This window comes from Micromonospora sp. CA-248260, from assembly GCF_050942205.1.
Classification (GTDB): domain Bacteria; phylum Actinomycetota; class Actinomycetes; order Mycobacteriales; family Micromonosporaceae; genus Micromonospora; species Micromonospora antibiotica.
The window spans coordinates 4386598-4411907 of record NZ_CP192021.1 but is presented as its reverse complement, the minus strand read 5'-3'; the positions used below and the strand labels follow the sequence as shown (position 1 = coordinate 4411907).

The 25310-nt window shown below is 74.1% G+C and carries 16 protein-coding genes; 7 read left to right on the top strand and 9 right to left on the bottom strand.

The genetic code is table 11. The features are described 5' to 3' along the window. Positions 1-5: 5 nt before the first annotated feature. The 6 genes from ACQP2H_RS19225 (at position 6) to ACQP2H_RS19200 (ending at position 10244) form a co-directional block, all read left to right on the top strand. Positions 6-1094, top strand: coding sequence for a hypothetical protein (locus ACQP2H_RS19225; protein ID WP_433228331.1), 1089 nt, complete (start codon positions 6-8; stop codon positions 1092-1094). After that, the gene (locus ACQP2H_RS19220; protein ID WP_433228328.1) at positions 1091-2173 is read left to right on the top strand and encodes a hypothetical protein; all 1083 of its coding nucleotides are present in this window, start codon (positions 1091-1093) and stop codon (positions 2171-2173) included. Before ACQP2H_RS19225 ends, ACQP2H_RS19220 begins: the two co-directional genes overlap by 4 nt. Before the next feature lie 6 nt (positions 2174-2179). Beyond that, a complete protein-coding gene (locus tag ACQP2H_RS19215) occupies positions 2180-4750 on the top strand; it encodes a hypothetical protein (RefSeq protein ID WP_433228326.1) in 2571 nt (856 codons plus the stop codon). Between the two features lie 109 nt (positions 4751-4859). Continuing rightward, entirely contained in the window at positions 4860-8228 is a 3369-nt protein-coding gene (locus tag ACQP2H_RS19210; RefSeq protein WP_433228324.1) for an AAA family ATPase, read from the top strand. A gap of 222 nt (positions 8229-8450) precedes the next feature. Further along, the gene (locus tag ACQP2H_RS19205) at positions 8451-9053 is read left to right on the top strand and encodes a sigma-70 family RNA polymerase sigma factor (RefSeq protein ID WP_307799237.1); all 603 of its coding nucleotides are present in this window, start codon (positions 8451-8453) and stop codon (positions 9051-9053) included. An 81-nt stretch (positions 9054-9134) separates the two neighbouring features. Further along, entirely contained in the window at positions 9135-10244 is a 1110-nt protein-coding gene (locus ACQP2H_RS19200; protein WP_433228321.1) for a hypothetical protein, read from the top strand. Between the two features lie 88 nt (positions 10245-10332). Here the strand turns inward: ACQP2H_RS19200 and ACQP2H_RS19195 are convergent, their stop codons facing one another. The 7 genes from ACQP2H_RS19195 to ACQP2H_RS19165 all read right to left on the bottom strand — a co-directional run bounded on the left by ACQP2H_RS19195 (position 10333) and on the right by ACQP2H_RS19165 (position 21124). After that, positions 10333-12078 (bottom strand): ricin-type beta-trefoil lectin domain protein, encoded by a 1746-nt coding sequence (locus ACQP2H_RS19195; RefSeq protein ID WP_357534127.1) that lies wholly within the window; start codon positions 12076-12078, stop codon positions 10333-10335. Between the two features lie 304 nt (positions 12079-12382). Further along, a complete protein-coding gene (aroC, locus tag ACQP2H_RS19190; RefSeq protein ID WP_433228319.1) occupies positions 12383-13561 on the bottom strand; it encodes a chorismate synthase in 1179 nt (392 codons plus the stop codon). Between the two features lie 14 nt (positions 13562-13575). Beyond that, positions 13576-14604: a pseudouridine-5'-phosphate glycosidase gene (locus ACQP2H_RS19185; protein ID WP_219463157.1), complete on the bottom strand. Its 1029-nt coding sequence runs from the start codon at positions 14602-14604 to the stop codon at positions 13576-13578. Between the two features lie 146 nt (positions 14605-14750). Continuing rightward, a complete protein-coding gene (locus tag ACQP2H_RS19180; RefSeq protein ID WP_219463156.1) occupies positions 14751-18761 on the bottom strand; it encodes an amino acid adenylation domain-containing protein in 4011 nt (1336 codons plus the stop codon). A 25-nt stretch (positions 18762-18786) separates the two neighbouring features. Next, positions 18787-19701: an EamA family transporter gene (locus ACQP2H_RS19175; protein ID WP_219463154.1), complete on the bottom strand. Its 915-nt coding sequence runs from the start codon at positions 19699-19701 to the stop codon at positions 18787-18789. Beyond that, complete coding sequence (gene upp / locus ACQP2H_RS19170; protein ID WP_433228317.1) at positions 19698-20435, bottom strand: uracil phosphoribosyltransferase; 738 nt, start codon at positions 20433-20435, stop codon at positions 19698-19700. Before upp ends, ACQP2H_RS19175 begins: the two co-directional genes overlap by 4 nt. 5 nt (positions 20436-20440) lie before the next feature. Further along, positions 20441-21124, bottom strand: a complete 684-nt coding sequence (locus ACQP2H_RS19165; protein WP_208570956.1) for a phosphoribosylanthranilate isomerase — start codon at positions 21122-21124, stop codon at positions 20441-20443. A gap of 396 nt (positions 21125-21520) precedes the next feature. On the opposite strand from ACQP2H_RS19165, the gene ACQP2H_RS19160 reads away from it, so the two are divergent. Then, positions 21521-22417: a haloalkane dehalogenase gene (locus ACQP2H_RS19160; RefSeq protein ID WP_363823950.1), complete on the top strand. Its 897-nt coding sequence runs from the start codon at positions 21521-21523 to the stop codon at positions 22415-22417. Positions 22418-22465: 48 nt separating this feature from the next. Here the strand turns inward: ACQP2H_RS19160 and ACQP2H_RS19155 are convergent, their stop codons facing one another. Then, positions 22466-24286: a class I adenylate-forming enzyme family protein gene (locus ACQP2H_RS19155; protein WP_357534132.1), complete on the bottom strand. Its 1821-nt coding sequence runs from the start codon at positions 24284-24286 to the stop codon at positions 22466-22468. Beyond that, positions 24283-25113, bottom strand: coding sequence for an aminotransferase class IV (locus tag ACQP2H_RS19150; protein WP_433228315.1), 831 nt, complete (start codon positions 25111-25113; stop codon positions 24283-24285). Before ACQP2H_RS19150 ends, ACQP2H_RS19155 begins: the two co-directional genes overlap by 4 nt. Positions 25114-25310 lie beyond the last annotated feature (197 nt).

Sequence of the window (25310 nt, the reverse complement as noted above, 5' to 3'; positions counted from 1 at the left end):
GGGGCATGACCACGACGACCGGGCCGACCACCGATCGGCGTACCGCCGTGCACCGGCTGCTGCTGCGCCTCGCCGGGCAGGCCCCGGACGAGGTGGTCAGCGCGGCCCGGCAGTGGCTCGCGGCGGATCAGCTGGCCGAGGTGGCCCAGGCGGTGGTGTTCACCTGCCTGACCGGGGGCGTCGGGCTCACCGCGCCCGAGCACGTACTGCTCGCCGGGCTCCTGGCCGACGCCGGTGCGGACGGCGACGTGCTCGCCGGGTTGTCCACCGGTGAAGCCCCGCCGGTGGCGTACGGGATGGCCCCGGTGGGCCCGCAGGTGCTGGCCGGGGTCGGTGGGCGGGTGCCGTACAGCATGGACCTGACCGTGGGTGGGGACGGCCCGGGCGGGCCCGACGACCTCGACCGGGCCGCCATCGCCACGGTGGCTGCCTCGCCTGGGCCGGTGGGGCTCTGGCGGGCCTGGCGGTACCCGGCCGTGGACACGCCGTATCCGGTGCCGAAGCGGCTCTACCTCGTGCAGGGCGCGCAACCGGTCGCCCTCGCCGCCCGGATCGGGTCCACCCTGGAGGCCGCCGGGGAACAGCATCCGCTGGTGGAGGCGTTCGGTGAGCCGGTGGAGCTGCCGGAGTACCAGCGGCGGGCGTTGGCCTACTCGGCGCTGCTCTGGGCCGACCGCCCCGCCGGGCCGCTGCGGACGGCCACCCCACCGGACCCCGCCGACCCACCCGGCACCCTCAGCGACGACGAGGCGGAACGGGTCGTCGCCTACCTCGGCGCGGGGGTGCCGCTGCTGACCAGCCCGCACCGGTCGGCCGACGGCTTCGATCCGGCGTCGGCCGTCGACCCGGTGCCCACGGGTGTCCGGGGCGACGGGCGGTGGCTGTGGTCGGAGGCGGTCACCTACTACGCCGACCAGTACGGGTTCGCCCCCGAACCGGACCTGCTCGCGGCGATCCGGGCCGCCGACTACACCGCCCCGACCCTCGACGCGGTGGCGGTGCACCGTTCGCTGTCGTACCTCTTCGCGGCGATGTGCGACCCCGACCGGACCGGGGTGAACCATCACGGCGGGCCCCCCGTTGTGGAGGCATGAGCGTGCCGTCGGCGATGCACCGGCTCCTGCTGCGGATCGCCGGGCAGGCCCCCGCCGCGCTGCTCGGCACCGCCCGCGCCCGGCTGGCCGACGGTGCGGTGACCGAGGTGGCCCGGATGGTGGCCTTCGCCGCCGTCGCCCGGCAGATCCGGCTGACCGACCCCGACGTGCTGCTGCTCAGCGGGGTGCTCGTCGCCGCCGGTGCGCCCGACGACCTGCTCGCCGACCTGCCCCGCGCCGGGGACGACCGCACCCCGCCCTACCTCTGGACACCCGACCCACCCGCCGACCCGGAACAGCCCGGCAACGGTCCCGCCGCCGGCCCGCCCGGGTCGGCCAGCTCCGCTGTGCACCCGCCCGTCGGGGACGTCGCGTCCGACGGCGTGGACGAGGTCGACCGGGCCGCCGTCGACGCCCTCGGTGGCGGGGCGGCACAGCCCGCCGGGCTGTGGCGGGTCTGGCGACGCCCGGCGTCGGCCACGCCGTACCCGTCGGCCACCCGGGTCTATCTGGTCCAGGCCCGTACCGGGGCGGTCGCGCTCACCGCGCGGCTCCAGGCCGCCCTGGCGGCGGTGGGCGAGACCGAACCGCTGGTCGAGGTCTTCGGGCACCTCGCCGGGCTGCCGGCGTACCACCGGCGGGCGCTCGCGGAGGCCGTCCTGCTCTGGGCCGCCCGACCGGCCGAGCGGGTACGCGTCGCGGCGACCTTCGACACCCTCGACGCGACCGGGAACCCGACGTTCGGCTCCGACCGGGCCCGACTGTCGACCGCGGAGGCGAACCGGGTCGCCGGCTACCTCGCCGCCGGGTTCCCCCTGCTGACCGGCCCGGCCGGGGTGCCCGACGTGGTCACCCCGGGCCGCACGGTGCCGGTGGACCTGCTCGGCGACGGCCGGTGGATCTGGTCCGCCGCCACCGCGCACTACCTCACCCGGTACCGGATCGCCCCGGACGAGGGCCTGCTGGCGGCGATCCGGGCGGCCGGCTACGCGCCCCCCGACGTGGACGCGGTGGCGGTGCACCGGTCCCGGGCGGCGCTGGTCGAGGCCACCGGCGTGGTCCGACGGACGGCGGGCTGACCGACGATGACCGACCCGCCCGAACCCGTACACGCCGCCGTCGTCGGTGCCGTGCTCCTCGTCCACGCCGCCGCGGAGCCGTACGCCGCCCTGGCCGGGGTGGCCGCCCGGCTGCCGACCGACCCGGACCGTACCGTGGTGCTCTGCTCGGCGGCCGTGTCGGCCCGACCGGACCTGTTCGGGCTCCTGGCCGACCTGCTGCCCCGCCAGCTCGGCGGGTCGGCCGCCGGGTTCCGGCTGGCCCCGCTCGGCGGTTACGCCGACCCGGTGGCGGTGCCGGACCTGGCGGCCGGGCTCGCCACGGATCTCGGGATCGACGGGGCGGTTCCGCTGGACGCCCCGGCCGTGTCCACCCGGGGGGTGCCGGCGGCCCGCCGGTGGATCGTCGCCGACGGCGGCACCGCCCGACCGGAGCACCCGCCCGCCGCCTGGTGCCCGCCGCCTGCCGGGCCGTCCCGGCCGGTCGGCGGCCCCGAGGGCTGGCTGGTCGCCCCGGTCGGGGACGGCTACACGTGGCTGCCCGCCGCCTGGCCGCCGCCGCCCGCCGCGCCGCGCCGCCCCGGTGTCGCCGAACCCGCCCTGCCTGCCGTGCCCGCGCTGTCCGCTGAACCCACCCTGCCCGCCCGGTCCGTCGGGCCCGCCCGGTCCGTTGAGGACGCGGGACGGCCGGAACCGACGGGTGATGGCGGTCCGGGTGCTCCCGGCGGGCAGCCGTCCGGTGACCGGGGCCGCCCGCCGGGACGACCGGTCCCCGGTGGCTGGTCCTTCCTGCCCGACCCCGTCGGCCCGCCGACCGCCGGCACGCCGGTGGGGCGGGACGACGTCGCGGGCCCGGGCCGGCAGGCTCCGGTGCCGCTCGACGTCTACCTGGTCGAGGTGGCGCTCGGCGCGGGCGGCTTCCAGGTGGACGGGCGGCCGGTGCCACCCGGGGTGCTCGCCGGTCACCTGGCCGCCCTGCGGAGTGCCGGGCGACCCGTGGTGCTCTGCGGTGACGCACCGTACCCAGCCACGGCCGGGATGCTGTTCGGGGCTCTCGCCGACGCCCTCGGCGCTCCGGTCGTCGCCGGTGACGCCCGGGTCGAGGTCACCGCCACGGGGCTGCTGACCACCACGGGCACGTTCCGCCGGTGGCGTCCCCGGCCGGCGGCGGGCACCGCCCGCACGGTGACCGACCTCGGCCCGGTGCTCCCCGCCCCGGCGGACCTGCCCGCCGCGTCCCCCACGCCACCCGTCGCGCCCGCCACCTCCGAACCACCTGACGACGCGCAGGCCACGACCGGTGCCGCGCCCGCCATGACCCGTGCCGGGCCCGTCGTGACCACCGCCCGCCCGGTCGGGCCGGTCGCCGCGCCGTCGGACGGTTCCGGTACGGCCCGCGACACCCCGGGCGTGCTCCTGGTCGGCGTGTCCGCATCGGCCGTCGACCCGGCAGCCGTGCCGGCGGACGGTGCGGACCGGTGGCGGCACCTCGCCGCTCCCCGGCTGGACCTGATCCGGGTCGGGTCGCCGGAGGTGACCGGGGACGGTCGTCCGCCGGCCCCGGAGCCGACGGACCCGCCCCCGCCCGGCCCGGAAGGCCCCCGCCCCGACCCGCCTCCCGACCCGACCGTGCCACCCGCCGCAGCCCACGACCGACCGGCCCTGACCCCCGGTCGTCCGGACACCCCGGTCGGGACCCCCGACGCGGCACCCGGCCGACCGGAACCGGCACCCGGCGGCCCCGGCGTGCCGCCGGCCGCCGTCCCCGGACCGCGACCGGCCCCGCAGGGCCCGACGCGGGTCCCGGTGACGTTCCGGCTGGACGGGAGTGCGCCCACCGCCGGGGACCGGACGGCGCTGCGGCGGATCCTCGCCGGCCGCTACGACTCGTACACGCAGGTGGTGACCCGGACCCTGGCGGAGGAACCCGGCCTGCGGGTGGCTGCGGTGAGCGCGCCGGACCTGCCGGCGGGCCTGGTCGCCGTCCGCGCCTACTGCGTCGGGGAACGGCAGACGGTGAACGCGGTCCTGCGGGGCGACGCCGTGCCGGCCGACGATGCGGCGGTGCTGGCCCGCTGGGTGGGGTACGGGCTGCGTCGCCTGCCGGTGGTCTTCGGTCCGGTCTTCCGCGCCGCGGCCGTCGCACCGCCGGGCGGCTACCCGCCCGGCACACTGCTGGTGGAGCCGGCCTTCCTCGACGTCGACCCGACGCCCGCGCCGGTGCCGGACGCCGGGGTGCAGTTCGTGATCTGGTCCGTCGGCGCCCGCCGGCTGGGTGGTCTCGGCACGGCCGGCACCGGGGCCCGCACCACATCCGCCGGCGTCCACACCGGACCCCGGACCGACGGTACGGCGGTCTTCCCCGCCGGGACCTGTTTCCAGGTGTTGGCGGACGAGCCGGTGGGTGACCGCGAGCTGCGGCAGGTGTTCCTGCGGGAGTTGCCGGCCGGCCGGCCGGCCCCGGGCGGCGAGAAGACGCTGCAGCGGTTGCGGGCGGTCGCCGGGGTGGGGGACGTGCCGGGCGGCGGCACCCCGCCGTTGCCGGTGGGGGTCGGCGTCGACGGGGCGGGGCGGCTGTTCGCCCCGCCGTCGGGGTGATGCCGGTGGCGGGGCGGGCCGGTACGACGAAACCCGCCCACCGTCGGCCGGGCGGCGGCGCGCGGGGTGCGGTGGGCGGGGGATCAACCAGACGAGAGGGTGGTGAGGGGTGAACAGCACCGTGATGGCGGTCTCCCAGACGGAACCGGGGTGCCCGCCGACGATCGCCGGCGCGTTGGCCGTCGCCCCGTTCGGCGCCACCGTCGTCGTGCAGCCGGGGGTGTACCGGGAACAGCTCCAGCTCGGCGGCGACGTCACGCTGATCGCCGAGGAGGGGCCGGGCACGGTCACCATCGACGGGGGCGACGGGGTGGCGTTGCACGTCGGCGCGGGAGAGGTGACGCTGCACGGGATCGAGCTGCTCGGTGGCGGCGGGCACATGCCGGCCGTTCAGGTCGGCGGCGGTCGGTTGGACCTCACCCGGTGTGGCGTACGGGCCGGTGGTGTCGTCGCGGTGCACGTGCCCCGGGGGGAGCTGACCATGCGGGACTGCCGGGTGGGCAACCCCGCCGGGGCGGGTCTGCTGTTCGAACGCGCCGGCACCGGTGAGGTCGTCCGCACCACGGTCGCCGGGATCGGCACCGTGGCGGTGGCCGTCACCGGCGGTGACCCGGTGCTGCGCGGCTGCACGATCACCGACGTACGCGGCAGCGGGCTGTTGTGCACCGGCGGCGGCCGGGGGCTGGTGGAGCAGTGTGTGATCTCCGCCGTCGACGGCCCCGGCGTGGTGGTCGAGGACGGCACGATCCGGCTGGTCGACACCCGGATCGTGGACACCGGTGGCACCCCGGTGCTGGTGACCGGGGGCAGCCCCGAGCTGACCGGCTGCGAGATCCGCACGGCGACCGGCCCGGCGGTGCTGGTCGACGGGACGGCCGACCCGACGTTGCGCGACTGCGTCGTCGGGGCCGGCAGCGGGCACGGGCTGAGTGTCCAGGCCGCCGCCACCGGCAGCTACCTGGGGTTACGGGTCGAGGTGGAGACCGGGGCGGCGGTGGTGGTCAGCGGTACGGCGGCGCCCCGGATCGAGGGCGGCACGCTGAGCGCCACCGACGGGGTCGGCCTGCTCTTCGCCGACGCGGCGACCGGCAGCGCCCGGGAGGTGACGGTCGTCCGGGCCCGGTCCGGGCTGCTGGCCCGGGGCACCTCCCGGCCCGAGGTCGACGACCTGACCGTCACCGCGCCGACGCAGGAGGGGCTGCGGGTCGCCGAGTCGGCCCGGCTGCGGGCGCGAGGGGGAGCGGTGACCGACGCCGGGTCGGCCGGTGTGTCGGTGACCGACGGGGAGCTGACCGTGGAGGGCATGACCCTGCGCGACTGCGGCACCGGTCTCGTCGTGTCGGCCGGGCGGCTGCGGGCCACCGGCGTGGACGTGCTCGGCAGCCGGGGTGCCGGGCTGACCGCCCAGCGCGGGGCGACGGTGCAGCTGCGGCGCAGCCGGGTGCGGGGTAGCGACGGGCCGGGTGTGTGGCTGGCCGGGGAGTCGCAGGGCGAGGTGACCGGGTGCGAGGTGTTCGGCAACACCGGCCCGGGGGTGCTGGTGCAGACGCGCCGGCCGGTGCGGCTGGTCGAGACCGAGCTACGGGGCAACGGGGGTGGTCGGCTGCGTACCACGGTCGACGCCACCGCGGTCGAACTCGTCGGTACCGACGGTGGGCAGACGCCGCCGGGCCCGGCAGCGGACGGGACCGGGGCGACGCCGGTGTCCCCGTCGCCGCCACCCGCGGCACGCCCCGACCCGACCGGCCCGGTGCGGGTCGCCGACCCCGCCCCGGTGGTGTCGGCGACACCACCCGCCGGCTCGCCCGCCGACGACCCGGCCGCGCCGTTGCTGGCCGAACTGGACGCGCTGGTCGGTCTGGCCGGGGTGAAGCGGGAGGTGGCGACCCTGGTCGGGCTGCACCGGATCAGCCGGCGGCGGGCCGCCGCCGGGCTGCCCGCCCCACCCATGTCCCGGCACATGATCTTCGCGGGTGCGCCGGGCACCGGGAAGACCACCGTGGCCCGGCTCTACGGCCGCATCCTGGCCGCCCTCGGCGTGTTGCCCGGCGGGCAACTGGTCGAGGTGGCCCGCGCCGACCTGGTCGCCGAACACATCGGCGGTACGGCGGTGAAGACCACCGAACGGTTCACCGAGGCGATCGGCGGTGTGCTGTTCATCGACGAGGCGTACACCCTGGCCCCGGTCGACGGTGGCGGATCGGGGCACGACTTCGGTCGGGAGGCGATCGACACCCTGGTCAAGCTGATGGAGGACCACCGTGACGAGGTGGTGGTGATCGTCGCCGGTTACTCGGCGCAGATGCGCACGTTCCTGGCGGCGAATCCGGGGCTGGCCTCCCGGTTCTCCAAGACCGTCGAGTTCGAGAGCTACACCTCCCCGGAGCTGGTGCAGATCGTCGAACGGCTGTGCAGCAGCCACCACTACGCCCTGGAGTACGACACCCGGATCGCCCTGGAGTCGTGGTTCGAGTCGATGCCGCGTACCGGGTCGTTCGGCAACGCCCGGGTGGCCCGGCAGACCTTCGAGGAGATGGTCAGCCGGCAGGCGTTCCGGCTGTCCGACAGCGGTGCCGCCTCGGGAGTGGAGCTGGCCCAGTTGCTGCCGCAGGACCTCGACGAGACGGCGGCCGGTCCGGCGGACGACGAACCGCCGGCCGGTGCGGTGGACACGCTGCTGGCCCGGCTGCACGCCATGATCGGGCTGGACGCGGTGAAACAGGAGGTGGCCGACCTGACCGACCTGCTAGCCGCCGCCCGGACCCGGGTGCGGGCCGGCCTGCCGGCACCCTCGGTCTCCCGGCACCTGGTCTTCTCGGGGCCGCCCGGCACCGGCAAGACCACGGTGGCCCGCCTCTACGGGCAACTGTTGACCGCGCTGGGGGTGCTGCGCGGCGGCCAGCTGGTCGAGGTGGCCCGCGCCGACCTGGTCGGTGAGTACGTCGGGCACACCGCGCAGCGCACCCGGGAGGCGTTCGAACGGGCCCGCGGTGGCGTGCTGTTCATCGACGAGGCGTACACGCTGGCACCGCCCGACGCCCGTAACGACTTCGGTCGGGAGGCGATCGACACCCTGGTCAAGCTGATGGAGGACCATCGCGACGAGGTGGTGGTGATCGTCGCCGGTTACGAAGCGGAGATCGAGCAGTTCCTCGCCGCGAACGCCGGCCTGGCCTCCCGGTTCTCCCGCCGGGTCCACTTCGCCCCGTACACCGCCGACGAGCTGGTGGCCATCTTCGAGGGGCTGGCCCGTTCCGGCGGGTACGACTGTCCGGGGGAGACGCTGGCCGCCCTGCGTCAGCACTTCGAGCAGGCCCCGCCCGGCCGGGCCCTCGGCAACGGCCGGTACGCCCGCCAGGTCCTCGACGAGGCGGTGACCCGGCAGGCCGGTCGGTTGCGCGGCCTGACCGGGCCGACCGTCGCGGATCTGCGGACCCTGCTGGCGGAGGACGTCACGCCGGTGGTGGCACATGCCTAGCCGGACCGGGTGGTGGGCGTGCTGACCGCCCGGCAGGTGGACCGTCCGGGTCGGGCCCGGCGGCGTCGCCGCAGACCGGGTGACATCAGCGACGGCATGCCCGGGGGCGACCCGTATGCTCTCCTGGATCGACGTGGGACCGGAGGTGCGAGAGCGCTTGCGCAGCCGGTCACGCCGACGGTGAGCGTGCTGGGGAGGCACCGGTTGGCAGGTCTTTCTCGCGTGCCGGACGCGGACGCGCCGGGCGGGGCCGGCATCGGGGTGGCGGCCGACGCGGACGCGGCGACCGCAGCCGGGGTCCCACCACCCGCCACCGACCTGACGCCCGACGAGCGGCTACAGGCGCTGCACGCCGCGCATGCCGAGCCGCTGTTCCGGTTCCTGCTCAGGCTGGCCGTCGGCGAGCGGCAACTCGCCGAGGACCTGCTCCAGGAGACGATGATGCGGGCCTGGCGCAGCATCGACAGTCTCGCCGACGACCTGGAGACCCAACGGCGGTGGCTGTTCACCGTGGCCCGCCGGGTCGCCATCGACGTGGCGCGGGCCCGGCAGGCCCGCCCGACCGAGGTCGGCACGTTGGACCTCAACCGGATGCCGGCGACCGCCGACGTGGCCGAACGGGTGGTGACCGCGCAGACCATCCGGGACGCCCTACCCAAGATCAGCACCGAGCACCGCCGGGTGGTGGAGGCCGTCTATTTCCGGGGACTGTCCACCGCCGAGATCGCGGCGGCGTTCGGCATCGCCGAGGGGACGGTCAAATCCCGGGCACACTACGCCCTGCGCGCGCTACGCGCCGTGATCGGGGAGGTTGACGGTGCGTGAGACGTCCACCACGTCCGTGATGACATACGATTGCTGCGGCGGGCCGCGAGGCGCTGCCTCCCCGAGCAGAGCTGACAGGCCATGACCGACCTCCGAAGCGACAGCGACGCCCCCGGTCCGGTGGCCCACGCCCCACTGGAGCAGTGCGCTCCCTACCTGTGGGGGGACCTCGACCCGCAGGACGAGTGGGAGTTCGAACGCCACCTCGGCACCTGCGTGATCTGCCTGGACGAGTGTGACCGGCTGGGCCCGCTGGTGGGTGCCTTCTCCGGGCTGACCACCGGTGAGGTCTCCGGCCTGCTCACCGCCGACACCGCTGCGACGCCGGCCGGCCCGCCCGCTCCCACCTCGACGCCGTCCGACCCGCCTGCTCCCACCCCGACGCCGGCCGGCCCGTCCGGTCCCACCCTGGCGGCGGGCGGCCCGCCCGCTCCCACCCCGGTCCCGGCCGAGCGGCCCGGTTCCGCCCCCGCCCCGCCCCCGACCGGGCACCCTGGGTCCACCCCTACCCCGGCTCCACGCGGGGGGTCCGGTTCCGACCCCGCGACGGTGTCCACCGGTCCGGTGGCCGTCGGGGCGGACGGCGCGGCCACGGCCACCGGTGCCGATGTCGCGCCCGCCCGGCCCGAGCCGTCACGTCCGGCTCCCGCGCCGTCGCGGCCGGCCCCGACCGATCGACCGCGCACCCGGGACACGGCCGGCCGTGGTCCGGCCGGCCGTGAGCCTGACCGGGTCCGGCGGGGGCGACGGCGGTGGCTCGTCGCCGGCACGCTCGCCATGGTCGCGGCGGTGTCCCTGGGGGTGACGCTCGGGCAGCGGCAGCAGAGCGGTGCACCCGTCGCCGGGCGGTCCACCGTCAACCCGGTCAACGCGGGAGTGACGGTGGAGGGAGTAGGTGCCTCGGCACGGCTCTCCGTGACCGTCTCGGCCCGTACCGACCGACCCGGGCCGGTCGCCGACGTGCGGGCCACCGTGGTCGGCCTGACGGCGGGGGTCGAGTACCGGCTCTACGCGGTCGCCGCCGACACCCGGACCTACCAGGTGGCACAGTGGACGGCGACGACCGGGCCGCAGGAGGTCACCGGTGAGATCGCGGTCGCCGTCGACACCCTGGCGTTCTTCGCGGTCGCGCAGGCCGACGGGACGGCGGTCGTGTCGGCCCGGATCGGCCGCCCCACCGGCCCCCGCTGACCAGCCCCGTCCCGCCGCCCCAACTGGTCCGGCTGCCCCGTGCTTCCGGCCGTCCCGTCGGTCCGGCCGTCCCGTCGGTCCTCGCCGGCTAGGCCTTCACCTTCGTCCACTTCTGGTTGGCCTCGCCGTTGCACGTCCACAGCTGCAGGCCGGTGCCGTTGGCGGTGGACCAGTCCCGGACGTCGACGCACCTGCCGATCGCCGAGTTGACCATGTCGCCGGAGCCGTTGATCCAGAACTTCTGGGCCCAGCCGCCGTTGCACGTCGCCAACTGGATGCGGGTGCCGTCGGCGCTGGAGGCGTTCGCCAGATCCATGCAGAGCGAACCCATCCGGATCGTGCCGTCACCGCCGAAGGTCCACTTCTGCCGGGCCGAGCTGTTGCAGTCCCAGATCACCAACTGCTGGCCGTCGACAGTGGAGGGGGCGTACACACAGGTGCTGCCGTACCCGCGGATGCGGTAGCCGGTGGACGCCGCCGGCGCTGGCGCCGGGGTGGTCGGACGGGCCGCTGCCTGCGTGGACGGGGCGGTGGCCGCCGGGGCGGGCTTGGTCGGGTTGGCACCGGGCCTGGTCGTGCCGGTGCCGGCGCCGGGACCGGGGCCCGCACCGGCGGGCGTGGGCGGCAGGGCCAGCACCGGGCCCCGGGTGCCGGCCGGCAGTGGGGGTCGCGTCGACGGACGGCCGCCGAGCCGGGGATCCTGGGCGTAGAAGGCGGCATAGGCCAGGACCCGGCTGGCGTTCTCGTCCACCATGCTCAGGTCCGGGGCGCCACCGGCCTGCACCCCCGGACCCCACTGGAAGGCGGCCAACGCGAGCGGGTACGGGTCGGCGGTCAGTCCCCCCAGGTCGGTGGTGAGGGCACACATGGTCCGGCCGAGCGTGGCGATCGCCGTGGCGGCTTCCCACGGCGACTGACCCGCCGTCGCGTAGCGGCTCCAGACCGTGGGGAGGAACTGGGCGATGCCCTGCGCGCCGTTCGCACCGAGCAGGTTCGGGTTGAACCCCGACGCTGCCATGAGCTGTCCGGCGATCTTGGCTGGGGTCACCGCCGGGCAGGCGCGGCCGGCGGCGAGGACCGCCGACAGGTACTCGTCGGGGATGGGGCGCGGTGCGCTGCCGGCGGTCGGTGCGGGTGGGACAGGTGTCGGTGGCCCGCCCGTCGCGTCCCGGTCGAAGTCGGGCTGCCGGGAGTACCACTCGGCGTAGCCGACGACGGTCCGCACGTACCCGGCCGCCGCCTCGGGGATACCCCGGTCGGCCTGGACCGCGGGCATCCCGGAGTGGTGCGCCGCGAGTGCCAGCTCCCACGTGTCGCCGTCGACGTCGCCCCGGGCGACCTGCCCGACGAGGTCGCACATGTGGTGGGCCAGCGCGACGATGTTCGCCGCGACGTCCAGGCGGGGCGCGTCGGGCCAGGGCAGCCACCGCTGCCACAGCTCGTCGGTCAACCCGGCCACCCCGGAACCACCGTTGTCGGTGCGCGCGTCGGCCACGAAACCCGAGGCGGCCATGAGCTGCCCGGCCAGGCGGGGCGCGGTGAGCGTCGGACACGAGAGCGCGGCCTGGGCGATCAGCGGCGCCTGGTCGGCGGGGACCGGCTTGCCCTCCACGGTGTCGGCGGTGGCCGTGCCGAACCCGGTGGTGGCGGCGAAACCGGCCAGCACAGCGAGCGCGAGGGCCACCAGACCGGCGACGATCCGCGCGACGATCGGCGGGCCGGGCAGGCGCGACAGCCGTCGCCGTACGCCGTCGGGCAGCGGTGACAACCGCTGCCGCACCCCACCGACGAATCGTTCCAGCCGCTCGCGGTGGGGCGTGAAGGTCAGTGGCACCGGTGCGCTCCTCGACAGGCTGTGGCTTCGACCTCTCAACGCACCGAGCAAGTCGAAAGTTCAGTCGGATCAGGGAGGAGTTTGCCGGTAGCGCCGGGAGGCGGCAATGCCGGGGCACGCGGCGGACGTCACCGCAGCGCCCCGGCCCGGGTTCACCGGTGGAGCCCTCCGTTTGCGACCGCGGGGCTGCGCTGCGCTGCACTCCTCGCGCTCACCTGTGCCGACCTTCCGTTCGCGACTGCGGGGCTCCGCTGCGCTGCACTCCTCGCGCTCACCCGTGTCAGCCCTTCCTGGTAGCCGGCGCTCACCTGATGATCAGGCTGTCGAGGTAGCCGGTCAGGTTGCGGCGAATCTCCGCCACCGAGTCACCACCGAACTTCTCCACGGCAGCCTCAGCGAGGACCAACGCCACCATCGCCTCCGCCACCACCGCCGCCGCCGGCACCGCACACACGTCGCTGCGCTGGTTGATCGCCGTCGCCGGCTCACCCGTCGCCACATCCACCGTCGACAGAGCCCGATTCAACGACGAAATCGGCTTCATCGCCGCCCGCACCCGCACCGGCTCACCCGTCGTGATCCCACCCTCCAAACCACCCGCCCGATCCGTCACCCGACGCACCCCCGTCGCCGTCGGCACGATCTCGTCATGCGCCTCCGACCCCCGCGACCGCGCCTGCAACCACCCGTCCCCGATCTCCACCCCCTTGATCGCCTGGATCGACATCAACGCCGTCGCCAACCGGGCATCAAGCTTCCGATCCCACTGCACATGACTACCCAGACCCGGCGGCACCCCGTACGCCAACACCTCCACCACCCCACCCAACGTGTCGGCGGCCCTCTTCGCGGCGTCGACCTCGGCGACCATCCGGGCACTCGCGTCCGGATCGAGACACCGCAACGGGTCCGCGTCGATCCGCTCAGCATCCTCCGGCACCGGCCGCAAACCGGGCTTCGCGGCCACCGAGCCGAGCTCCACCACGTGCGACACGATTTCGATGCCGAGGGCCTGCTTCACCAGGGCCTTCGCCACGGTGCCCACGGCCACCCGGGCGGCGGTCTCCCGGGCGCTGGCCCGCTCCAGGATCGGCCGGGCGTCGGTGTGACCGTACTTCTGCATGCCGGCCAGGTCGGCGTGGCCGGGCCGGGGACGGGTCAGCGGAGCGTTCCGGGCCTGACTCGCCAACTCGTCCGCATCCACCGGGTCGGCGGCCATCACCGTCTGCCACTTCGGCCACTCCGAGTTCCCCACCCGGATCGCGACCGGACTGCCCAGCGTGACGCCGTGCCGCAGACCACCGACGACCTCGACCTCATCCTGCTCGAACGCCATCCGCGCACCCCGGCCATAACCCAACCGACGACGCGCCAACTCACCCACGATGTCACCAGAAGTCACCGCCACCCCGGCGGGAACCCCCTCCAACAACGCCACCAGAGCCGGACCATGCGATTCACCTGCAGTCAGCCAACGCAACACCGTCACCACCCCCGTCACGTCCGCGCACCGGGCAGGGCGTGCGCCGTCCCGGCGCCGGCCGGCACCCGGGCCGGCGGGGCGGCACCGGCGGCAGCCGGGTTCCCCACCTCGGCCAGGTAGCGGGCGTGGGCGGCGGCGAGGTGGCCGCCGGTCCGGGCCGTGCTGATCAGCACCGCCATGTTGGCCCGGGACGAGCGGCCCTGGGTGGCCGCGTCGACAGCACGCATGAGGTACTTCGTGATGGCGTTGCCGCGTACCCCGTCGCGTCGGGCGGCCGACATCGCCTCGACGATGGCCCGGTCGACCTCGGCGTCGTCCACCGCCTCCTCGGCGTCGACCGGGGTGGTGATCAGGAAGGAGCTGTGGTTGCCCAGCGCCCAGTGGTTCTCCACCGCGCGGGCGACGACCGTGTCGTCGTCGAGGCGGCAGGGGCTGGGGATGCCGCTGGAGACGCAGTAGAAGGCCGGAAAGTCGTCGGAGCGGTAGGAGACCACCGGCACCGAGTGGGTCTCCAGGTATTCCATGGTCAGTCCGAGGTCGAGGATCTTCTTGGCCCCGGCGCACACCACGGCGACCCGGGAACGGGTGAACTGGACGAGGTCCGAGGAGATGTCCATGCTGGTCTCCGCGCCCCGGTGGACCCCGCCGATGCCGGCGGACGCGAAGAACGCGATGCCGGCGAGGTCCGCCGCGATCAGTGAACTCGCCACGGTCAGCGCGCCCATGCCGCCCCGGGCGAGCGCCACCGGCAGGTCCCGGGCGCTCACCTTGGGGATGCCCGGTGTGGAGGCGAACCGTTCGATGTCCGCTGCGGTCATGCCGACCCGGATCACCCCGTCGTCGACCGCGACCGTCGCCGGCACCGCGCCGCCCTCCCGGACGGCATCTTCGACCCGGTGCGCGGTGGCGGCGTTGTCCGGGTAACGCAGGCCGTGGGTGATCACGTTGGATTCCAGCGTCACCACCGCCCGCCCCTCGGCCAGGGCGTCGGCGACCTCCTCACTCAGCCGCACCTCGACGGTGGAGTGGACGTTGCGTGTCATGCGGGCTCCTCGGTCGGTCCGGTCCGGGCCGGTCGGGTTCGGTGTCGGGCAGCTCGGGACCGGTTTCGGGCAGGTCGGTTGCGGTTCGTCGGCGGGGCCGGCCCGTCGGTGGGTCGGGGGCGGGGCGGTGTGGGCCGGGGACCGGCTCACTCCTCCAGGACCGCCTCCAGTGCGACGGACACCGCGTCCTCGTCGCAGCCGAAGGCTCTGGTCATGGCGCGGGTGACGGCGGTCACCAGCCGGTTGTGCTGTTCGTCGGTCAGGGCGATCGGCAGGTGGCTGATGCTCACGTGCGGTCGGACCGGGCGACGCCGGGACCGGGCGGGCAGCGCCGCCACCACCTGGTGGACCCCCGGTTCGCGCAGCACCCCGTAGTGGTCGGCGGCCAGGTCGACGACGACGGGGGAGAGGTTGCGGCGGGCGACGGCGGTGTCGAGGAAGGACTCCTGGTCGCCCCGGGTACGCAGCACCGTCACCGGGGCCCGCACCGGCCGCCTGGCGAGTTCGGCCTCGGTGTGGCGCAGCCCGTACGTGCGGGCGACGACCCCGGTGATCCGGCGGACCAGCGGCAGGTCCAGGGCGGGGAAGTGCCGTTGGACGAACCCGGTGAAGCTCTCCTCGTCCACGACGGTGGCCAGGCACTCCTCGATCACCGGCCCGCTGACCGTCCCCGCGAACACGGAACACAGCACGGCCAGGTACGTCGGGTTGGCGAAGCTCGCCGTGCCGACCGTGGCCGGGTCCTGCGGCACCCCCACCCGGGGTGATCCGGGGGCGATCAGGACGAGTTGGTCGACCTGCTCGCCGGCCTGCTCCAACTGGTACGCCGCCTCCACCGCGACCCGGGTGCCGAACGAGTAACCCCACAGCGTGTAGGGGCCACGGGGTTGCCGTTCCCGGATCGCCCGCACGTCCTCGGCCGCCATCCGGGCGATCGTCCGGTAGGGCTCCTCGCCCGGGTTCACGCCGTGGGCCTGCACGCCGTGGAAGGGCCGGCCGACCGTGCCGGCGAGCAGCCGCAGGTTCATCGGGTAGCCGCCGAGGCCCGGCCAGCAGTAGACGGAGCGACCCTCCCGGGCCGGCGCCAACGGCACCAGCCGGGACCTGCTGACCTGGTCGCGTTGGGCGACGCGCCGGGCCAGCTGGGCCACTGTCGGGCTGTCGAAGATGACCTGCATGGGCAGCGTCGCGCCGAACACCCGGTTGAGTCGGTTGATCAGGGCGACGGCGATCAGCGAGTTGCCACCGCAGGCGAAGAAGTCGTCGTGGACGGAGACGTCGTCCTGGCGGACCGCCTCGGCCCACAGGCGGGCGATGCGGCGTTCCAGGTCGGTGCGGGGCGCCACGAACGGCCGTTGCGGGCCGGGGTCGTCGGCGACCCGGGCGGCGAGTGCCGTGAGGTCGGTCTTGCCGTTGGCGGTCAGCGGCATCCGGTCGACGATCACCACCTTGTTGGGCAGCATGTAGTCCGGCAGCCGACCGGCCAGGTCGTCGCGGATCAGCTCCGCCGGACCCTTCATGTGTACGACGTCCTCCTTCATGCCCCGGCCGGCCACCTGGGCGGCACTGACCCGCCCACCCACGGCGAAGTACGACGGACCGTCGGGTAGCCCGTGCCGGCGCAGGATGCCCCGGATGCGGTGCGCCGAGGGCAGGTCGTGACCGGTGTCGGAGCTGTAGCCGGAGGACATGAAGCCGAAGCCGAGGTCGTTCATGGACAGCCGTTGCAGGGCGCGGCCCAGGTCGACGTAGCGCCGCCACCGGGTCGACGTGGTGCTGATCATGCTGATGCCGATCGCGGCCCGGTCGTACACCTGCTGGTTGATCGCGATGACGTGCTGGCGCAGCACCAGGGCGTCGTCGATGCGGACCAGGTCGCCGTCACGGTGCAGGTACTGCCCCGGGGCCAGGTCCCCGCCCCGGTCCGGGTGGACCTGGACGTACACGTCGATCTCGTCGGGCGGTGGCGGGGCGTACGGCGTCAGCGCGAAGCTGCCGAGGTAGAGGTCCTCGTCGGCGCAGTCGAGGTGCCGGATGGTCTGCGGGGTGTGGTCGGCGGCCGTGACGGTCAGCCCGTACCCGGGCAGGACCTGCTCCAGCAGGCCGACCAGGTGGCCGGTCTCGATCTCCAACACCTCGCGGATGTTGTTCTGGTAGACCGGTTCGATGGCCCGTCGCCGGCCGACGAGGTGCAGCCGGACGGTCGGTTCGGGCCGGGACGCGGCCGGGCTGATCCGGACCAGTTCGTGGGTGAGCGGATGGTGGTAGTAGTAGCCGGACGGTAGCCCCCACAGTTGGTGGATCTCCAGGTAGACCTGGGTGGCGTTGAGCGCCCCCGGTGAGGCGTAGCCGTACTTGGGCAGCAGCCGCTCGTCGCTGACGAACTGCCCGAGGTAGCGGATGATCTCCCCGAAGGTGGCCAGGTCGAGCTGTGCGAGCGGGCGCGGCGGCACCGGGCCGGGCTCGGCCGGGCGCAGCAGTGCCAGCAGGTCGGCGCGGGTGACCGGCGGGCCCTCGTAGAACCGGTACGTCTTGCGGGCGAACACCCGCCGTACCTGCTCCTCGGTGGGTTCGGCCCCGGGCAGTGCGAGCACCGGTCGCCCGGCCAACTCCTGCGGGGTACGCACCCCGCCGTGCGACAACTGGGCCCGGACCTGCAGCCGGCTCTCCTTCGACCGGTGGTGGGCCCCCTGCCGGCCCTGGTCCATCAGCGCCGCCTCGCGCGGGTTGAGTTCGACGACGGCGAGCAGGTGCGGGTGGCCGGTACGCGGGTCGTCGCGGACCAGTACCCCCGCGTGCCGGACCCACTGGTGGGCCTCCACGGCGAGGCGCACCTCGTCGAGTTCGACCCGGAACCCGCGCAGCTTCACCTGGTTGTCGACCCGACCGACGAACCGCACGGTGCCGTCGGCCTGCCAGGCGGCCAGGTCACCGGTGCGGTAGAGCCGTTCGCCGGTGACCGGGTCGGGCACGAACCGTTGCGCGGTCAACGCCGGCCGGTGCAGGTAGCCCCGGGCGAGCTGGACGCCGCCGATGAGCAGTTCCCCGACGGCCTCCCCGGTGACCGGGGCGTCGTCGGTGTCGACGATGACGTAGCGCAGGCCGGTGACGGGCCGCCCGATCGACACGGACTGCTGCGTGGGGTCGAGGGTCGCCGGGTCGACGGTGAACGCCGACGAGTTGATCGTGCACTCGGTGGGGCCGTAGAGGTTGACCAGGGTGGCGGGGTGCGCCGCGAGCACGTCGGCGGCGAGCGTGGTGGACAGCGCCTCACCACCGGTGAAGATCTGCCGCAGGCTGGTGCAGGTGCCGAGGCGTTCGGTGTCGACCAGCGCCCGCAGCAGGGTCGGTACGCACTGCAGGGCGGTGACGCCGTGCCGTCGGATGGTCTCGATGATGGCTTCGGGGTCGCGGTGCAGGCCCGGGGTGCCGGCGACGACGGTGCCGCCGCAGGCCGGGGCGAGGATCTCCCACTGCGCCGCGTCGAAGCTCATCGGGGTCTTCTGGAGGATGACGGCCTCGTCGAGGCGGTAGGTGTCCCGCAGCCACCGCAGTTGGCTGACGATGCTGCGGTGCTCGATCATCACGCCCTTGGGACGACCTGTGCTGCCGGAGGTGTAGATGACGTAGGCGAGATGGCCGGGCCGTGGCCCCCGGCGGGGCACGTCGGGTGGGGCCGTGTCGTGCCACACGCTCAGCGGCACGATGGCGGTGCCGGGCGGGACCAGGTCCGACAGCCGTTCGACGAGGTCGTCCTGGGCGACGACGACGCGCAACCCGGCGTCGGTGGCCATGTAGCGCAGGCGTTCGTCGGGATAGTCGGGGGCCAGGGGCAGGTAGGCGGCCGACGCGTACAGGATTCCCCAGGCCCCGACGACGAGTGCGGCGGACGGCTCGGCGAAGAGTCCGATCCGGTCGTCGGGGCCGGTGCCCCGCTCGCGGAGCTGGGCTGCGAGGGTGCGGGCCCGGCGGGCCAGTTCCCGTCGGGTGATCCCCTCCGGTCCGTGCCGGACGGCGATCGCGTCGGGGTCCGCCCGGACCTGCTCGTCGAGCAGGTCCGGCAGGGTCACGTCGGCCGGGTCGTGGGTGCCGGTGGCCGGTTCAAGGGTGTCGGTGGTCGACTGGTGGGCTTCGGTGGTGGCGGGCGTGGTAAGCATGCTTCCCCCTGTGGTGGGTGACGCCTCACCGGCTGGTCAGCGCCCGTGACGCCACCGGCACCGGGTCGGGTGGCGGAGCCGGCGGGGACGACCTGCGCTGGGCGAGGGCGACTGCGGCGACGATGACCAGGGCTCCGACGAGCTGGGTGACGCTGAGTCGTTGGTCGAGGAAGGCGAAGCCCAGCAGGCTGGCGACGATCGGGCTGACCAGGCTGAGGAAGGAGGCGGCCAGGGCGGGCAGCCGTTCCAGCCCGCGGAACCAGACCGCGTAACCGAACAGCGATCCGACGATCCCCAGGTAGGCGAGGCCGGCCAGGTTGGGACCGGTGAGGTGGTCCGGCAGTCCCTCCAGCAGCAGGGTGGTGGGGAGCAGGACCAGCCCGCCGGCGGTCAGCTGCCAACCGGTGAACTGCAACACCCCCACCCCGGGCGGTCGCGCCCAGCGTTTGGTCAGCACGATCCCGCTGGCCATGCTGGCCGCGCCGGCCAGGGCCGCGATCACGCCGAGCGGGTCGAGCGCGGCGGTCGGGCGCAGCACGAGCAGCGCGACCCCGGTCGCCCCGAGCAGGCACGCCACGACGTGCAGCGGCCGGATGCGGTCGCGCAGCAGCAGCGCCGCGAGGATCAGCACCAGCATCGGCTGGAACGACATGATCAGGGCCGCGACGCCACCGGGCAGCCGGTAGGCCGCGATGAAGAGCAGCACGAAGAACAGACCGATGTTGAGGGTGCCGAGCACCAGCGCCCGCCAGATCCACGCGCCGCGCGGCACCACCCGCCCGAGCGCCATCAGGGCGAGCCCGGCGGGCAGGGCACGGGCCAGGGCGGCCAGGTAGGGCCGGCCCGGGGGCAGCAACTCGGTGGTGACGAGGTACGTGCTGCCCCAGATCGCGGGGGCCAGCGCGGTGATCCCGACGTCGCCGATTCCGCCGCGCCTCATCGGGGCTGGTCCGTGCCGAAGTAGCGGTCACCGAAGTCGCCGATGCCGGGCACCATGTAGGCGTCGGCGTTGAGGCGCTCCTCGATGGCGGAGGTGACGATCCGGACCCGGGGGTGTTGGGCGTGCACGGCGCTGATGCCCTCCGGCGAGGAGAGCAGGGTGACGAAGACGACGTCCTCCTCGAAGACCCCGTACTCACGCAGCAGCGCGAGGGCGGCCAGCGCGGTGCCGCCGGTGGCGAGCATCGGGTCCAGCAGCAGCACCTGGGACATGGCGATGTCCGGGGGCAGGGCCGCGTAGTGGAAGTGCGGCAGTTTCGTCGTCTTGTCCCGCTGGATGAGGATCTTGCCGATCCGGGTCTGCGGCAGCATGGCCCGCAGTTCGCCCTCCATGCTCTCGCCGGCGCGGGCGATGGACACCCCGCAGACCGGTGCGGCCGGGCGCAGCCCGTGGTAGGTCTGCCCGACCGGGGTGCGCACCTGCTGGGGGACGACCGGGAGCAGGTCGAGGGCGGTGTCGAGGAGCTGCCGGAAGATCTGGGCGGAGGTCTGCACGAAGTCGGCCCGGGAGGCGTCGCGGTCCCGGATGACGGTGTGCAGCGAGCGCAGCCGGTTGGTCTGCGGCAAGAGATGCAGCCGGCTGGTCACGGCGGGTCCGGTCACGGCGGGTCCGGTCACGGCGGGTCCGGCCACGGCGGGTCCGGCCACGGTGGGGTGGGTGGCGGTGTCGGTCATGGCTCTCAGTCCTGTCCGGCGAGGTCGGCGAACGCCTGGCGGGCGGCGGTGACGAACTGGCGCACCTTGGCGCGGTCCTTGCGGCGGTCGGGGCCCTCCAGCCCGGTGTGCGCGTCGACGGCGGCGGGGCGTACCGCCGCGATGGCCGCCGCCACGTTGTCGGGGTTCAGGCCACCGGCGAGCATCAGCGGCCGGGGCGCGACGCGGACCAGCTCGGCGCTGACCGACCAGTCGTGGACCAGACCGGTCGCGCCCTTGGCCCCGGTGGCGGGGTTGAAGCTGTCGGTGATGTACATGTCGACCCACTCGGCGCTCTCATCGACGATCTTGACCAGCTCGTCGAGGTTGTCGGACTTGACCACGAGGCTCTTGAGCACGTAGAGGTCGGGGTCGATCCGGCGCAGCTTCTCCAACTGGGCGGGGTCCACGTCGCCGTGCAGCTGCACGGCGGTGACGCCGAGTTCGGCGCAGAACTGCCTGATCTCCTCGGCCTCGGTGAGGTAGGTGATCAGGACGCCCCGGTGCCGGGGCTGGATCGCCGCGACGATGGCGGCCGCGTCGGCCTCGGACAGGTCCTCGTTCTTCGCCGGCAACCGCAGGGCGAACCCCAGCCAGTCGGCGCCCTCCGCACAGATCAGGTCGGCCTCCTCCTGGTCGATGACCCCGGCGACCTGGATCAGTCCCTGCATCTGGTTCTCCCTTTCTGGAAAGCCGGCGGAAATCCCGCGTGGCGCATTGACACGTCGGTGGCGTCCGGAGATCCGAGAAGGACTCGTCCGGGCCCTCGTATCGACAGGAGAAACGTACGAAACCGCGGTGCCGGTGGACAGGCCCATGTGCGGGAAAGCGTCGGTGCCACTTTGCCGGCGAGTGGTCGGGCCATGGCGCCACGGCACCCCGTACCGCCTGATCGCGGCGGACCCGAATCAGATTCACCAAGTCATTCGTTGATTTCTCGCGAACAGTTCGTGAATGGCACCGCCGCATTGAGCGCGAACTGTCACCCGTCGACGGACACGCCGTCACGGGGATTCCCGGGAATTGCCGGGCCGGCTTGCTATCACTGGGGCCGAGGAGGTCTACAAGTGACACAGAGTTCCATGCCCGCCGCGGTGCCCGTGACCGTGGCCGACCCACACCCCCGCCGTCGGATCGACCTGTGCGGGACCCACCTCTCGTACGTCGACGTGGGCGACGGGGAACCGATCGTGTTCCTGCACGGCAACCCCACGTCCTCGTACCTGTGGCGCAACGTCATCCCGGCGGTCCGCGACCTGGGCCGCTGCCTCGCCCCCGACCTGGTCGGGATGGGCGACTCCGGGCCGGCGCCCGACGGCGGCTACCGCTTAATCGACCAGGCGCGCTATCTCGACGCCTGGTTCGACGCCGTGGTGGGCGACCGACCGGTCACCCTGGTGCTGCACGACTGGGGTTCGGCGCTGGGCTTCCACTGGGCGGCCCGCCACCCCGAACGGGTCCGGGCCGTCGCCTACCTGGAGGCGATCGTCCAACCCCGCCGGTGGAGCGACTTCGAGGCCGGCCGGGACCAGCTCTTCCGCGCCATGCGCTCGCCCGACGGGGAACGCCTGGTGCTCCAGGAGAACTTCTTCGTCGAGGTGGTGCTGCCGCGCAGCGTGGTGCGCCCCCTGTCGGAGGCGGAACTGGACCACTACCGTCGGCCCTTCGGCGACCCCGACTCGCGCCGACCGACCCTGATGTTCCCCCGGGAGCTGCCCATCGAGGGCGAACCGGCCGACGTGACCGCCATCGTCGAGGAGTACGGCCGCTGGCTGGCCGCCTCCCCGGTGCCGAAACTGCTGGTGGTCGCCGAGCCGGGGGCGTTGCTCACCGGCCGGGCCCTGGCGTTCGCCCGGACCTTCCCCAACCAGCGCGAGGTCACCGTCACCGGCAGCCACTACGTGCAGGAGGACTCACCGGACGAGATCGGGGCCGCCCTGCGGGACTTCGTCACCGCCCTCTGAGGACAGCCGTGGGGCGGGCGGTGGAACCGCCCGCCCCACGGAGACCGGTCAGGCGGCCGAGGTGGCCCGCTGCTCCTGCGGCGTCCCGGCCGGCGTCGACGAGGCGCTCAGCTCCCGCAGGACCGACTGCTCGGTGCGGGTCCGCGCCACGTCCAGCCCACCGTCGTCGTCGGTCAGCAGCAGCTGGGCGAACTGCGCGCGCACCTCACGCTTGAGCACCTTGCCGGTGACGCCCAGCGGGATCTTGGTATCCCCCTTGGAGATGACCGCCGCGGCCAGCTCGTGCCGGCCCGCCGCCCGCAGCGCCCGGTTGACCCGGGTCAGCAGCTCCTCGGCGCTGAGGTCCGCCCCGTCGATCAGGCGCAGCGCGGCGATCGGGGCGAACGAGGTCGGCTCGACCGGGTCGACCACCCCGACGACGGCGCAGTCCACCACCGCCCGGCACGCCTTGAAGATCTCCTCCTCGATGGTGAGGCTGTAGACCGGGCCGCGCCGCGTCGTGATCACGTCCGTGGTCCGGTCGTAGTGGTAGAACCGGCCCTTGTCGTCCTTGTAGCCGATGTCACCGGTGAGCCAGTAGCCGTTGCGGATCGACTTGTGCGTCAGCTCGTGGTTGCCCCAGTAGCCAAGGGTCACCGTCGGGGTGTGCACCGCCAGGTAGCCGACCTCGTTGGGGCCCAGCTCCCGACCGTCCTCGTCGAAGACGACCGCGTCCTCGACGATCGGCTCCGGGTAGCCGACACAACGGTTGTAGGCGTTGGTCTTGGGGCCGTGGATGTTGAGGAACAGGGCCATGCCCATCTCCGAGGCGCCCAGCCCGTCGAGGTAGTGCGACCCCGGCCGCCAGCTGCCGTTCTCCCGGTGCCGGCCGAGCCGGACCAGCTCCCGGACGTGGGCCTCGTGCGAGGCGTCCGCCGTGCTGATCCAGGTCGTCACGTTCGCCGCGGCGGACGGCTCCAAGCCGAGCGCGAGCATCTCGGTGAAGGTGATCGGGAAGCCGGTCACCACGCTGGGCTTCCACCACCGCATCGCCTCGGCCACCGTCGCCCCGTCCTGGGACTCCATGACCAGGGTGGGCAGGCCGATGAGGGTGGCCATCATCATGTAGCTGTAGCCCGACGAGTGCGACGCGGGGAAGGCCAGCAGCATCTTGTCGTCCGGGCCCGACGGCAGCGTCATGATCCGGGGGCGCTTGCCGGCGAAGAACTGACGGTGGCCGAACGTGGCGGCCTTCGGCATGCCGGTGGTGCCCGAGGAGTGCGAGATGAGCACCGGGTCGCGGTCGCCGTGCCGGTACGGGTAGACCCCGGGCAGCGGGCCGGCCGGCGGCGCGGCGTGCATCGCCTCCTGCGAGGCGGTGAACCGGAACGGCCGGGCGTCGGCCATCCCGTTGAGCAGCGGGCCGAGCTTGTCCGCGTCGACCACCACGCCGACCGCGTCGAGCCGGGACAGGTACTTGGCGGCGGTGTCGGGCACCATGTTCGGGTTGATCACCGCGGGGATCGCGCCGAGGCTGTTGAGCGCCAGGAAGTGCACGAAGCTCGCCATGCCGTTGCGGGTGAAGACCCCGACCCGGTCGCCGTGGGTGACCCCGGCGTTGTGGTACCACCGGGCGTACCGCTCGGTCTGGTCGCGCAGCGTCGCCAGGCTGTAGACGACCAGGTCGTCCGGGCCGCCGCCGGGCGGCAGGTGGTGGAACAGCGGGGCGTCGTGGTCCTGCCCCCGTTCCAGGGCGTGCCACAGGAAGTCGCCGGCGCCGAGCTGACGGGTGGCCAGCAGCTCCAGCCGGGCCCGCAGGCCCCGGTGCGACCGCCCGAAGTGCATGCGCGGGACCGATGCCAGATAACGCTGTAGTGACCTGAGCTTCATGGTGCCTCCTCGGTGCTTCGGTGCGGCCAGATGGCCTCGGGGTCGGGCAGGGGTTCGGCCAGCGCGTCGAGATGGGCGCGCCATTCGTGCAACCGCCGCTCGTGGACGGGAGCGGTCGGCTGTCCGTTGATCTGGGTCAGGACTCGGATGCCGTACAGGGCGCTGGTGATCCACACCTCGCTGGCGAGCAGCTCCGCCACGCTGGGCAGCCGGTGCCGCACCGGCAGCCCCAGCTCGGCACAGCGGGCCAGCAGCAGCCGACGGGTGACGCCGGGCAGGATGCGCCCGTCGTCCGGCGGGGTGTGCAGGACGCCGGAGGACCACCAGTAGATCGTGCTGAACGCCCCCTCACGGACCAGCCCCTGCTCGTCGCAGAGCAGGGCCTCGTCGGCCTGCGCGTCCTGGGCGGCGGCCCGGATCTTCTCCAGTTCCTCGAAGTCGGGCCCCTTGAGGTGGGGCAGCCGGCGGGGGTCCGGATGGGGCCACAGCCAGCCGCGTGCCTGGCTGACCAGCGGTGGGGCGGGACGCAGCCGCAGGGCCAGCCGCTGCGTGGGGACCAGGTGCAGTTCGATGCGGGGGAACCACACCCCGGAGCGGGGCAGTGCCGTGGTGACCGACGTCCCGAAGGACGCCACCCGGTGCGCCGAGACCCCGAACCCCCGTACGGCGGCGTCGAAACGCTGCCAGTGCAGTGGGTAGGCCCGTGCCCGGCCCTCGGTGAGGAGCCAGGAGTCGGCGACGACGGGTCGGTACCGACTGTCCTCGATTCCTTCGCGGACCCCCGTCTCCCACAGCAGCAGGGGGGCGGCCCGAGTCGCCGGCGGCATCTGTTCCTCCGATCCGCGGTGCATCGCCGATTGGCTGGGCCGACCATAGGGCGGCCGTCCGCCGCCGCTCCAGAGCCACGTTGGCACCGGCTTCCGGGCCACTTGTCGGCTCCGGCTTTGGTCCCGTGGAAACCACTGATGTGGCCCTGTACCGACCGTGGCCGGGTGCCTATCGTCGCTACCTACCGTGACCGTTG